We start from the raw sequence: 13279 nt of genomic DNA, 5'->3' as shown, positions 1-13279 counted from the left end.
TTATTCTACATAGTTAACAATAAGTAGTTATTATTTTATAGAAAAAGATAAAGTGTTTTTTCAAAACTGGCAGAGCGAGAAACCGCAGCATAGAAATTCTACATAGTAGACAGACAGAACAACTTAAATAGATCTTGTTGTTCCAAAGCGAAATCCTAATATAGAAATAGGATATAAGAAAAAGGTAGCAACAATACAAATCAAAATAAAATCAGGTGTTAATAATGGATCAAAAACAGTAGATGGGACAATTCGAAAAATAACCAACATCATTAAGAGCAAATTTGGTGCCAATGATATGTAAAATGTTTTTTTCAAAAGCTTTTTTCCCCCAAGACCAAATTCTTTGCCTACCTCATATCCTAACAGCAGCCAAAAAAAGAGATACAGAACAATTAGGTAAAAAGGAATACTTACAAGAAAAGCCCATAATTTTCTTATTAGAGGAAAAGAAAGATAATGATAAAAGATCGTTAAACAAATTCCCCCTGTAAAAAAGACCAAGTTTCCGAAAAAAAAGATCCATTTTGTTTTGTTTGCTGTAACCGTTTGTTCTTCCGCATACAGCTGAGCGATTTCTTCCGGCTCCCCAAACCTCTCCAAAACAATGGCCATTGCTTCTTTTTCTTCTAACTGTTTTTCCATATATATATCTTCTAAAAGCTCGGATAAATGAAGATCATACTCTAACACTATCTCATCTTGGTTATCATTATGTTTTAACCTCTTGTGAAGCAGAACTAAGTACTCCTGTTTCGAAGCAATCATATTCCTTTTCTCCCAATTACTTTATCAATTGTCTGCACAAAATTTTTCCATTCACTAGTTTTTTGCAGCAATATTTCTTTTCCTGTCTCTGTAATGCGATAATATTTTCTTGCTGGCCCTTTTTCTGATTCCTGCCAAAACGATTCTACATATTCTTGTTTTTCTAATTTATGCAATGCCGGATATAAAGTCCCCTCTTTTACTTGCAGAGAATAATCACTTCTGCTTTCCATTTCTTTTACGAGTTCATATCCATACATTTCTTTTTCCGCTAATAATTGAAGTAAAATTAACGATGTGCTGCCTTTTACCAGCTCCCGATTAAACATTTTTTCACCTACCTAGAATATTAATGTACTGTACTCCTATTGTAATTTGTTTGCAGATAAATGGCAAGAAAAAGTGAAAAGCGCATCGTAACATTCGACTATTACTAGTTATCCACTTGAATTCGTATAATTTTTATTAAAAGAGGAATCATAATTAAAATCAAATTATTTATATACCTTGAATTTAGTAAGGAAAGGTGTAAACAAATGGGAAAATTACATAAAAAAGAATCTAAAACACATTTCATTATTCGCTATATTATGCTGATGGCTGGTGCGAGCCTTGCTGCTGTTGCAATTGAATTATTTTTAGTGCCAAACACAATTATTGATGGTGGAATTATTGGGGTTTCCTTAATTATTAATTATATGACCGATTTTAGTTTTGGGATACTAGTGTTCATTATTAACCTCCCGTTTCTGTTTGCAGGTTATAAATATATTGGTAAAAATTTCTGCATTTCCTCCCTTTTTGCTATTATAGTATTAGGAATTGTGGAATCCAGTCTTCATCATGTTCCAGCTTTAACTTCACAACCTTTGCTTGCTACTGTTTTTGGAGGATTGCTTTTAGGTGGTGGGGTTGGTTTAGTTATTCGAAACTCAGGAGCATTGGATGGAACGGAAATACTAGGGATTTTATTATCAAAAAAAATTCCTTTTTCAGTTGGTGAATTTGTGATGTTCGTCAATATTTTTGTTTTTGCATGGGCAGGGTTTGTTCTGAAATGGGAACAAGCGATGTACTCGATTTTAACCTATTATATTGCCAGTAAAGCACTTGATGCTGTTATTCAAGGGTTTGATGATACGAAAGCTGCGATGGTCATTTCTGATGAATACGAAGAAATTGCAGAAGCGCTTTCTGATCGACTTGGAAGAGGAGTTACGAAACTAAAAGGAAAAGGCGGCTATTTGGATCAAGATAAAGAAGTGCTTTATGTTGTTTTTACTCGTTTAGAAGTAGCTAAATTTAAAAGCATTGTCCAAGAAATTGATGCAAATGCCTTTATTACCATAATGGATACACAAGAAGCACATGGAGGAAGATTTAAATCTGCCATTCACTAATAAAATAACATGCACTCCCTGTTAGAGGCTGTCCAAAATAGCTTCAACTCCTAACTATTTCGCTTAACTATAGATTGGAGTTGTACTACCAAGACAACCTTCTTTATACAAGAGATAAAATAATTGGCAGTGTTATTAAACTTGCCAACGTACTAAATAAAGTAGCAGAAGAGACAAAATCCGGCTCCGTTCCATATTGCAGTGCATACATCGTTGTATTTGCCGCAGCGGGCATTGCAGCTAGGACAATCATTAACTGTTGGACTAAACCATCTACTGGAAGAATCACTGTCATCAGCCAAGCAATCAATGGCGATATAACTAAACGCAGCAATAAAGCGAATGTGAGAGGTTTTATTTGAATATTCTTTACCGATATTTTTGCTAGTTCCATGCCAAGCACAAGCATAACAGTAGGAATTGCTGCATTTCCTACTAACTTTATTGCTTCCATCATCGTATCACTTATTGGAATTTGAATAAAATGAAAGATGATCCCTAAAATCGCTCCATACATAATGGGAACTCTTACTACTTTTTTTAAAGTTTCTTTGCCTGAAGCATTTTCCGAAGCCCCTTTTGCAGCATAATAAATCCCTACAGTCGCCATAATCATTTGCTGAATAACCATTAATATAACTGCATAATGCAAGGCCGGAACTCCAAATGCAAATAGTACAAGAGGAGTTCCGTAATTTCCATTATTCATAAAAGCAGATGCTAAAATCAATCCGCAGACTTTTTTGCTGCTATACCCTCTTATCCTTCCAACAACATATATAATGGCGATTATTCCAAATACTAAGGCAAGGGCAAAAATTGTCATCATTAGATATTCATTGTTCATTTCGTTTTCATAAAACACACTAAAAGCTAAAATAGGACTCATTAAATAGACACTCATTGTTGAAATTGCTTTTGTATCTATATGTAAAACTTTCTGTCCTATATACCCTACTCCAAAAATAAAAAATATAGGCAATAATACTGCGTAAAATTCCATATCCATACTCCAGTCTTAGATGTAGTGAGTTGCAAACACATTTACGAGAGAAGGTTGTGTTATTGTCTCACTTGACCATTACCAAAAATGATATATTTACTTGATGTTAATGCTTTTAATCCCATTGGACCTCTTGCATGTAACTTCTGAGTACTGATGCCAATTTCTGCTCCATATCCAAATTCAAATCCATCAGTAAATCTTGTACTTGCGTTATGATAAACAGCCGCTGCATCCACTTGTGTTAAGAAATGAGCCGCATGCTCTTCATTATTTGTAATAATTGCTTCTGAATGCTTTGTTCCATATTGATTAATATGATTGATCGCTTCTTCCACATTATTTACGACTTTCACACTAACTTTTAGTGCTGAATATTCCGTATACCAATCTTCTTCTTTGGCTTGTTTAGCATTTTCCCAAAGAGAACAGACTAATTCATCTCCATATATTTCCACGTCTTTATCTGTAAGGGCTTGAAGTAGCTGACTGCCGAACTTTTGAAACGAATTTTCATGAATCAAAATGGTTTCAATAGCATTGCAGACGGAAGGACGCTGTGTTTTTCCATTTATACAGATAGAAATACTCATCTCGCTTGTAGCTGTATCATCAATATAGATATGACAATTCCCTGCTCCTGTTTCAATTACTGGAACTGTTGCTTCCTTTACAACCGTGTCAATTAGATTCTTCCCACCACGTGGAATCAACACATCTAAATACTCTTTTAAGTGAAACAATTCTTTAGCTGTATCTCTGCTTGTATCTTCAATTAATTGAACCGCATTTATCGGAAGAATCGATTTTTCCAATGCTGTATGAATCGATTTAACAATAGCTTGATTAGAAAAAGCAGCGGTTGAACTGCCGCGTAATAAGACGGCATTACCTGTTTTAATGGATAAAGTAGCCGCATCAACAGTCACATTTGGTCTTGCTTCATATATCATCCCCATTACTCCGATTGGGACCGTTTTTTTCACTATTTTCAGGCCGTTATCTTTGTTTATTTCTTCTAATATATTCCCTACAGGATCCTCTAGTGTCATCAGTTGCAATATAGCTTGAGCCATATCTTCAATTCTTTTTTTATTCAACATAATACGGTCTAGCACAGACGCTGAAAGACCTATTTTCTGTCCATTTTCTAAATCTCGTTTGTTTTCTCGAATTATATATTCTTGGTCAGTGACTAACTGTTCACTAATGAACTGCAATGCTTCATTTTTTTCTTCCGTAGAAAATCTTGTCATTTGTAAACTTGCAAGTTTTGCTGCTTTTCCCTTTTGTTTAATTTCGCTCATTTTAATTTCCCCCTCTTTTATATTTTCACCCATTTATTTCGATGAATTACCTCTTTTGATGAAAAACTATCCAATTCTATATAATCCAAGCTTTTTTTCCCGATAATTTGTTGTAGTTCAATAGAAGAATAAAGTACTTCCCCTTTGCCAATTATTCCAGACTTACCGATTACTTCTACAACATTGCCTTTTTCAAAAATACCTTCGATTTTGTGAACACCTGCCGGAAGCAAGCTGCTTCCCTTTTCCATCAATGCTTTTTCTGCACCTTTATCGACATAAAGACTACCAGAAACAGTGGAATGTAAGGCAATCCATTGTCTATTATTGTTAAGGGCAGTTAGATCATCTGAACCAATATAAGTACCATCACCATTTCCTTTCAAAATAGAAAGGAGTTTATCTTGTCCATTTCCTTTTCCAATAAACACCTTTACACCTAAAGAAAGCGCCGTATCAGCTGCCACTAATTTTGACTTCATGCCTCCAGTCCCTACATTGGAACCTGTTCCCTCCGCTCCTTTCATAAATTGTTCTGTAATTTCAGTAATCTTATCGTATCTTATTGCATTTGGATTATCTTTAGGATTACTGTCATACAGTCCATTTATATCTGTCAAAATAATTAATTGCTCTGCATGAACAAGACCACTAACAAGCGCTGACAGCATATCATTATCACCAAATGTCAATTCTTCTACAGATACGGTATCATTTTCATTAATAATTGGTAAAATACCTCTTTCAAGTAATTCCATCAGCGTAGAATAGGCATTGCGATAGCGTTCCCTTTTGGAAAAATCATTTCTTGTTAATAATATTTGTGCAGGGGTAATATGATACTGGGTAAGCTGCTCCATATAGCTTTGAATTAACAGACTTTGACCAACTGCAGCTGCTGCCTGTTTTCCTTTTAATGTGACAGGTCTTGCTGGATATCCTAATTTAGTAAAACCAGCTGCAACAGCACCACTTGAAACTAGTATAACCTCATGTCCATCTCTTTTAAGTGCTGCAATACTAGCAACATGATCAAAAAGCTTCTGCTGATCAATTTCTCCTTTTGTATTCGTCAACGAACTGCTACCGATTTTCACAACAATCCTTTTTCTATCCATTAATACGGCCCCTCCTTCAATCAATATAAGAAAAGCGCAAGCGCCCTTGCTTAGCCCCGAAGAAAAATGTTCTCCTGACTCAAAAAGTGTTCTTTACTTTTAGAGGCAGGAGGTTATCTTTCACAGGGGCTAGGCGCTGGAGCTAGACACTAATCTAGTTTGAAAACTTTATACTTTCTTACCTTTAAACATAAAAAAGCCCTTTTCATCCTAAAACAAAGGACGAAAAGGGCTTTTCCGTGGTACCACCTTAATTGAATAATTAATAAACTAATTATTCCACTTTGTCTGATAACGTCAGATAACGCCTATGCTTTACATAGGACTCTAAAGGCAGGTTCTGCGTCTGTTCCGTTATGAAGTCTTTCAGCTTATAAACTTCACTCTCTATTACGTAAGATTCCGCATACTAGTCCTTTTTCTACGATCAATTTTTATATTATTTTTTATTATAACAGGTTTCTTCATTGTTTCAATTAGTTTTTTTACCGTTCAACATACTAATTTGGGTCCTTTCCTCTGATGAAAGAACCCTTTTTTTTAAAAAATGCTGTTTTCTTTAATTTTCTCCAACATATTCGCTTTTTAATGCCCATGTTCTAATTGCATTTGCGACACCATTTTCTTCATTTGTTGAAGTAACTACATCTGCTGTTTGTTTCACGATTTCTTGAGCATTGCCCATAGCAACGCCAAGTCCTGCTTCTTTAATCATGCTTATGTCATTGAGGCTGTCACCAACAGCCATTACTTGATCCATTGTAACATTTAATCTCTCGCAAACCGTCTTTAATCCTCTGGCTTTATTGATACCGAGCGCATTCACTTCTATGTTAACAGGAGAAGAATTACTGATCTCAAATATACCCTTGTCTTGTAATTCTTTCATAATACTTGCTCGTATTTTGTTATCTTCCATATGAAATCCAAATTTCAGCCACTCTAATGTAGAGATATCTTCTGGCATGTCACCATTCCAAATTTGATTACAGCTTATCGCCCAAGTCTTTGCTTTATGCTTTTTCGAAAGATCCCACATCCACTGAATATTCTCCGCTTCCACAAGGTTCCTTTCGATCAAGTTCCCTTGCCAATCCCATATTTCGCTGCCGTTCACTGTAACTAAATACGTTTTCAAAAGTAAACTCTCTGCGTGGTCTTTGCATGTAGCAATTGACCTGCCAGTACTTAGTACCACATGTATTCCGTTCGCTTGTGCTTCCTTGATTGCTTTTCGATTTTCTTTTGGTATTTCTCCTTTTTCATTTAATAAGGTTCCGTCCATATCGAGTGCGATTAATTTAATTTCTGGAAACTTTTTATTTTCATTCATTCGATTGGTCCTCCTACTATTTATTTTTTTTAAAAGAATAGTGGATCATCTTCGGTATATTCCCTTTTATTCATATCTTCATTATTCTGCTTTTCACTCTCATAGTATACCTTTTGATTTAAAATATGTAAAAAATTCCGTTTAATTTACCTATTCTTAATAATGGTTTTAAATATTTGTCCTGAAAGGAGGTTTTACTCTCTCAATTACTCCGCAGTCAGAATACACTTCGCTTTCCATGGGGCTGGCGCCGAGCCTCCTCGGATTTTTGCTCCTGCGGGCTCTCGTCTTTCTTGCATTCCCATAATTTTTAAAATGTTTAATACAGGTTATGATTTTTCGATTATGTACTTACAGAATTTTTTATTGCAGCTGGTTTTTTTGCAAATATACTGTGAAAAATCATTCCTACTACAATGAAAGACATGCCTGCTAAAGAAATTATGGATGGAAAATCTGCATGAAGAAAGAGAATTTCACCAAGCAATGCGAAAAGCACTTCAAAAGATTGCGTAGCTTCTACTGCTCCTAATTTTTGCATGTCATTTCTTACTAAATCTGTTGCCGCGAAAAATAAAACGGTTGCGAAAACTCCTGAAAAAACAGCGACAATACTTGAATGGATAATTTGCTGTTGTGCAGGAAATCCAACTGTAAAAACTCCGTAAAAAGATAACACGATCCAGAATGGTAGACTTGCAATCGTCATTCCTAATACGCGTTGATACGCATCCAGCCGACCGTTGCAAACTTCCATCATTTTTCTGTTTCCTAAAGGATATGCAAATGAGGCGATAACGATGGGAATAAAGCATAATAAAGTACTTCTTATAGATAATTCCATTGCGTATTCTACTTGCATCAATACAATGCCTGCGACAATTAAAGTAGAGAAGGATAAGCTTTTAAATGGAATTTTTTTTCGTACGAGTATCGTATTCCCGGATGCTGTGATTACTTTTTCATAAAAAAACGGTGCCAGCAAGGTTCCTGATATAATGGTCAACTGCCAAGTGCCGGCAACAAGCCAACCAGGTCCATATGCAGATGCAAAACAAATAAATGCATAAAATATTCCAAATCCAATGGAACTCCATATCAGCCAAGAAAGTGGATTTCTTTTTAATTCCTTCCAAACTGGCTGAATGTTACTCTTAAATAATACGAGCAGGATTAGTAGTGGCAGCATAAAAAAGTATCGAAGTGATGCACTCCATATCCAGCTGCCTCCGCCAATTTCCATCGCTTGGTTTAAAACAAATGTAAAAGCGAAAAAAAATGCAGCTAGTACACCTAAAATAAGTGAACGCATATGTTAATTCTCCTTAAAAGTGTTTATCTTTAGATTAAATGTTAAAAAATTCAGTAATTTATCCCTACTATACCTTATCTTGTTTATTAAATTCAAACTTTTTTTGACTACCCTGAAAATGGATTTGAGCTTTCTCGAATAGTCCGCAGTCAGAATACTCTTCGCTTTCCTGTGGGCGAGCGTCGAGCCGCTTCGTCGCTCACTCCTGCAGGGCCTCGTCTTTCTCGCTTTCCCACGGGAGTCTTCGTGTATTCTGACTTCTCCCTGCTTCAAACTTAAGTCATAAAACAAAATAGGAAACTACTTCTTTTCATGTGTCATGGTGCAAAATTGTTTGCAGGGGTGTCTACTCTGAAAAAAGCTTTGGCTCTCTCAATTAGTCCGTAGCCGGAATTCACTTTGCTTTTTATGTTCTTTTATCTATTAAAACTAACTAGTCTGCTTGGTTATTGTATATTTTTCTACGGTTATTCCGTGCTTTTTTTTTAATTCTATTAAAATAATGAAATTTAACCTGGTCATGTTAAAAAAGCGAAAACGGGTTAGTGTTTTCGCTTCGGGTTTTAAAAAGGTATAAATACTATTGTTATTGCTGGTATTGCACGCGATGAAGGTTTGCAAAAACGCCATCTTTCTCTATTAGTTCATCATGGCGACCTTCCTCTTCGATTCCATTTTCCGTAACAACTACTATTCGATCTGCATTTCTGATTGTTGCTAGTCTATGTGCAATCACAAGTGTTGTTCGATTTTGCGCTAACTTATTTAACGAGTTTTGAATAATTAATTCTGTCTCTGTATCAAGTGCTGATGTGGCTTCGTCCAAGATTAGAATTGGCGGATTTTTTAAGAACATTCGTGCAATCGCAATTCTTTGTTTTTGACCACCTGACAACTTCAAGCCTCTTTCTCCAATTTGTGTTTCATATCCATCTGGAAGTTTACGAATTAAGTCTTCTAAATGAGCATATTTGACCGCTTCTTGAATTTCTTCTTCTGTCGCATTCAATTTTCCGTACGCTATATTTTCTTTTAATGTTCCTGTAAATAAAAAGACATCTTGTTGAACAATACCAATTTGTGATCTTAATGAGGATGTTGTCATATTACGAATATCTATCCCGTCTATCATGATGCTGCCTTTATTCACGTCATAAAATCGGGGTATAAGCGAGCATATTGTTGTTTTTCCTGCACCTGATGGACCAACAAATGCAATCGTCTCTCCAGCTTTTATGGATAAATTTATATTATTTAAAACAGGATGTTTTTGATCATAGCTGAATACAACATCTTTCCATTCAATATTCCCTTTTAAGGATGCAACATTCAAAGCATTTTCATTATCTTTAATTTCGGGTTCGGTGTCTAATAATTCAATAAACCGTTTAAACCCAGCCATTCCTTTTGGATACAACTCCAATAATGTACTTATTTTGTCAATTGGTTTTTGAAGTATATTAACATATAGAATAAACATTACTAATTGTCCATTTGATAAATCATTATGAAAGGTTAACCAAGCTCCGTACACCAATACAACTAAAGTAAAAAAGCGCATCAGCATATACACAGAAGAAGATGTTAAAGACATTACTTTATAAGCACCGACTTTTGCTTTTCTAAACCTTTTGTTATTGATGGAAAAACGAGATATTTCATAGTTTTCGTTTGTAAAGGACTGCACAACTCGTACACCGGATACACTATCTTCCACTCGTGCATTTACATCCGCTATATCACCATACATATCTTTCCAAGCATTATGCATACTTCGATTACAATACGTAATAAGCCATACTAGAATCGGAACGATAAAAATAATAATAAGGGCAAGCTTTATATTAATTGTAACCATAATCCAAAAAGCACCAACAAAGGTCATAATCGCAATAAATAAATCCTCTGGTCCATGATGGGCTAATTCACCAATATCAAATAAATCATTGGTAATACGACTCATAATATGACCTGTTTTTGTATTGTCAAAAAACTTAAAGGATTGTTTTTGCACATGATTAAATAGTTGAGAACGCATGTCTGTTTCAATATTAATTCCTAATTTATGTCCCCAATAATTCACAATATATTGAAGATATGTACTCACTAAGTAGAGAGTAAACAATCCAACACTGACAGATACAATAGAACTCCAATTTCCTTCTGGAAGTAAATCATCAATAAACCAAGAAACTGCTAATGGAAAAGCAAGCTCTAATATCGCGACAATAACTGCGCTGCTAAAATCCAAAATAAATAATTTTTTATGTGGTAAATAATATGTAAAAAAACGCTTAATCATCTACTATCTCCTTTTTGTGGAAAGAGGTTGGAGCTACGCCTATTTTTATGGTAATAAACAAACGTTCTTGTTTTTTGTTTATTCGTAGTTTATATCGCTTCCCTCTCACCGTCTTTATTGCATATGTTTTTCCTTTATATTTTATTGCTGAAGATCAAAATATTACATGCAACTCCTTTCTTAGTAGTTTTTAATACCAACCACTACTTGAGAATCATTATTAATTATAGATGGCAGTGAATTATTATTCAAGACAAAATATTTGCAAACACGAAATAATAGTTAATTTCACTTGGTTTCGACAAGAAATCATGTTGAGTATAAAAAGTCAACATACTATTGTGAAATAAATATTTGAATTTTTCAAATTATCAAAAGGATTTTTTAATTCGGATATTGAAATTATTTATATCGTAGAAATAGTAGTTACTTAGTAGCTTAGTATATTATTTTACATTTATTTGTGTACTTATATCGTGTTCGTTAAAAAAAGGGAGCGTGGTTTCATTGGACTATCATTTGTTAACATTTGTTACAGTTGCTGAGAAGCAAAACTTTACAAGGGCTGCTGAAGTACTCCATATTACCCAATCTGCCGTTACTCTTTCTATCAAAGCATTAGAGAAAAAATATGAAGTGAAATTTTTTGACCGAACGAACAAATATGTACGATTAACGAATGCAGGTGAAATTTTGTATCAGCATGCTAAAAAAATTTTAACACAATACGAAAAGGTAGAAAGATTAATCGAAGATACGACCGATGCTGTCAGTGGTCCCTTTATGATTGGATCCAGTTATACCTTTGGTGAATACTTATTGCCTAGATATATTGCAGAATTTATAAAAGATAACCGACTTATTGATCCAAAGATAACCATAGGTAATTCCAGTAAAGTTATATCACAATTATTGCGGGGAGAACTTCATATCGGTATAGTAGATGGAACAGTTGAAGAACATCCAAATTTACTTTTTACTCCCTTTGCGAAAGACGAGATGGTTATTATTGTTGATAAGCATCATCCTTTATCTCAATACCAGGAAGTGGACTTAGAGGATTTATATAAGGAAACATGGATATTACGAGAGGAGGGTTCTGGAACAAGACAAACGATTGATGAATTTTTTGAAAAATATGCATTTTCCCCTCCTGTACTACGTTCATTTGGCAGCACACAAATTATCAAAGAATCTGTAGAGTCTGGCTTAGGAATCTCTATTATCTCGATGTTTTCTATTCAAAAGGAAATACAAATAAATACAATTCATCCATTGCGGATAAAAAATGATTCGATCATTCGTAACTTTTCTTATGTTATTCCTAAAACGGATTTCAGACCACGCGCTGTCGATTTATTCCTTAAGAAATTAACTGCAATAAAATCAATAGAAAAAGAACTTATTTATCATTAATTAAAACAATAAAATAATTTCAAAGCAAAAAATCTATGTTTATGTTGAAATAAACGCTTGTCTTTTCGGCTAGTGACAAGCGTTTTCTTATTAACTAACTAAGAATAGCGAGGATTAGATTAAATCATACTCCATTCTTTTTGCCGTTTGTTTTTTCTCCTCTTCGCCTACTAATTTTTCTACAAGGTGAAATGCCATTATAATGCCTGCTGAAATTCCTCCAGATGTAATAATTCTCCCTTCATCAACAAATTTCACTTGTTTTATTACGTCCACTTGTGGAAACTCTTTTTCCAGTCTTTCATAGGAAGCCCAATGCGTTGTCGCTTTTTTTCCATCTAATAGTCCTGCTTTTCCTAATAATAACGCACCAGTGCATACAGATGTGGTATACTCCGTTGAGCGGTTTTGCTGGTTTATCCAATCAATAAGTTTTTCATTATGTATTTCTGTTTGTCTAGCACCAGGACCACCTGGCACAATTAAAATATCAAAATTTGGTGCATTGTTAAAAGAGTATGTAGGCTTTACTTGCAATCCATTTCTGGCTGTAATGATTTCACCCGTTTCTGAAACGGTTGTCACTTTAAAGGGTTTTCGTTCATGATCTTCTTTAAAACTCGCAATTGACAATACTTCAAAAGGACCAGCAAAGTCTAATACTTCTACCTCTTCAAATAATAAAATTCCTACTGTTCTTTGTTTCACTCTCTACCCTCTCCTTTACGACTTCGTTTAAAAATAGAACCATATGCTGTTCATCAAAATATTGATTATCTACCTTCAATGCCCTTTTTTCTGTGCCAATTGAGGTAAAACCTATTGATTGGTACAATTGAATCGCTCTCTCATTCGTTGAAACAACGCTTAATAAAAGCTGCTCAATTTGGTATTCATTCGCGGTGGAGATGATTTTTTGCAATAAACCTCTTCCTATCCCATTTCCTCTAAAGTCTTTTTCCACAAAAAAAGATAAAACACTTCCTTTATGTTTAATTTTTATGAAGACTTCTTTTTGCAATGTGATAGCACCGATTAATTGATTATTGTAAAATGCTCCAAATGTTAAACGAGTTGGATCTTTTAATTGCATGATTGCTTTTTTTATAGGCTGTGCTTTGTTTTCTTCTTCCTCAATTGTTACTAAAAACGAATTTGGATTTTGCCTTAATGTTTTTAATCGTAATTGCCAGTATGATTTTGCATCTTTTGCCGTTAACTCTCTTATATACATCTTTTCACCACACTTCATCTTGATGATTAATCCTCATTCTCACTATCTTATAAAAACATTTTTTTAAGTTCTATCATTTAAATTCC

The 13279-nt window shown here is 34.4% G+C and carries 12 protein-coding genes and 1 other annotated feature; of the genes, 2 read left to right on the top strand and 10 right to left on the bottom strand.

Annotated features, from left to right (window positions below):
- Positions 1-123 precede the first annotated feature (123 nt).
- Both AC5LWL_RS12255 and AC5LWL_RS12250 read right to left on the bottom strand, forming a co-directional pair.
- Positions 124-768: a hypothetical protein gene (locus AC5LWL_RS12255; RefSeq protein WP_493434555.1), complete on the bottom strand. Its 645-nt coding sequence runs from the start codon at positions 766-768 to the stop codon at positions 124-126.
- Complete coding sequence (locus tag AC5LWL_RS12250) at positions 765-1097, bottom strand: PadR family transcriptional regulator (protein WP_493434554.1); 333 nt, start codon at positions 1095-1097, stop codon at positions 765-767. Before AC5LWL_RS12250 ends, AC5LWL_RS12255 begins: the two co-directional genes overlap by 4 nt.
- A 207-nt stretch (positions 1098-1304) precedes the next feature.
- Here AC5LWL_RS12250 and AC5LWL_RS12245 point away from each other — a divergent pair, with 207 nt between their 5' ends.
- On the top strand, positions 1305-2168 hold the full coding sequence (locus AC5LWL_RS12245) for a YitT family protein (protein ID WP_493434553.1): 864 nt from the start codon (positions 1305-1307) through the stop codon (positions 2166-2168).
- A gap of 103 nt (positions 2169-2271) precedes the next feature.
- Here AC5LWL_RS12245 and AC5LWL_RS12240 read toward each other — a convergent pair whose 3' ends face one another.
- The 6 genes from AC5LWL_RS12240 to AC5LWL_RS12215 all read right to left on the bottom strand — a co-directional run bounded on the left by AC5LWL_RS12240 (position 2272) and on the right by AC5LWL_RS12215 (position 10543).
- The gene (locus tag AC5LWL_RS12240) at positions 2272-3171 is read right to left on the bottom strand and encodes an AEC family transporter (protein WP_493434552.1); all 900 of its coding nucleotides are present in this window, start codon (positions 3169-3171) and stop codon (positions 2272-2274) included.
- Between the two features lie 59 nt (positions 3172-3230).
- Positions 3231-4478, bottom strand: coding sequence for a glutamate-5-semialdehyde dehydrogenase (locus AC5LWL_RS12235; RefSeq protein ID WP_493434551.1), 1248 nt, complete (start codon positions 4476-4478; stop codon positions 3231-3233).
- 17 nt (positions 4479-4495) lie between these two features.
- Positions 4496-5596, bottom strand: coding sequence for a glutamate 5-kinase (gene proB, locus AC5LWL_RS12230; protein ID WP_493434550.1), 1101 nt, complete (start codon positions 5594-5596; stop codon positions 4496-4498).
- Between the two features lie 215 nt (positions 5597-5811).
- Positions 5812-6029: a binding site (T-box leader), on the bottom strand.
- Between the two features lie 126 nt (positions 6030-6155).
- A complete protein-coding gene (locus AC5LWL_RS12225) occupies positions 6156-6929 on the bottom strand; it encodes a Cof-type HAD-IIB family hydrolase (RefSeq protein WP_493434549.1) in 774 nt (257 codons plus the stop codon).
- Between the two features lie 343 nt (positions 6930-7272).
- The gene (locus AC5LWL_RS12220) at positions 7273-8241 is read right to left on the bottom strand and encodes a DMT family transporter (protein WP_493434548.1); all 969 of its coding nucleotides are present in this window, start codon (positions 8239-8241) and stop codon (positions 7273-7275) included.
- Between the two features lie 586 nt (positions 8242-8827).
- Positions 8828-10543 carry an ABC transporter ATP-binding protein gene (locus tag AC5LWL_RS12215; protein ID WP_493434547.1) on the bottom strand — a complete coding sequence of 572 codons (1716 nt, stop codon included), beginning with the start codon at positions 10541-10543 and terminating at the stop codon, positions 8828-8830.
- A gap of 507 nt (positions 10544-11050) precedes the next feature.
- Here AC5LWL_RS12215 and AC5LWL_RS12210 point away from each other — a divergent pair.
- The gene (locus AC5LWL_RS12210) at positions 11051-11959 is read left to right on the top strand and encodes a LysR family transcriptional regulator (RefSeq protein ID WP_493434546.1); all 909 of its coding nucleotides are present in this window, start codon (positions 11051-11053) and stop codon (positions 11957-11959) included.
- A gap of 114 nt (positions 11960-12073) precedes the next feature.
- Here AC5LWL_RS12210 and AC5LWL_RS12205 read toward each other — a convergent pair whose 3' ends face one another.
- Together AC5LWL_RS12205 and AC5LWL_RS12200 are read right to left on the bottom strand one after the other, a co-directional pair.
- On the bottom strand, positions 12074-12667 hold the full coding sequence (locus AC5LWL_RS12205) for a DJ-1/PfpI family protein (RefSeq protein ID WP_493434545.1): 594 nt from the start codon (positions 12665-12667) through the stop codon (positions 12074-12076).
- On the bottom strand, positions 12633-13211 hold the full coding sequence (locus AC5LWL_RS12200; protein WP_493434544.1) for a GNAT family N-acetyltransferase: 579 nt from the start codon (positions 13209-13211) through the stop codon (positions 12633-12635). The genes AC5LWL_RS12205 and AC5LWL_RS12200 overlap by 35 nt, the downstream gene beginning before the upstream one ends.
- Positions 13212-13279 lie beyond the last annotated feature (68 nt).

This window comes from Niallia sp. WK069_GA_01 (genome assembly GCF_983173855.1).
This window is presented reverse-complemented; position numbering and strand designations above follow the sequence as displayed.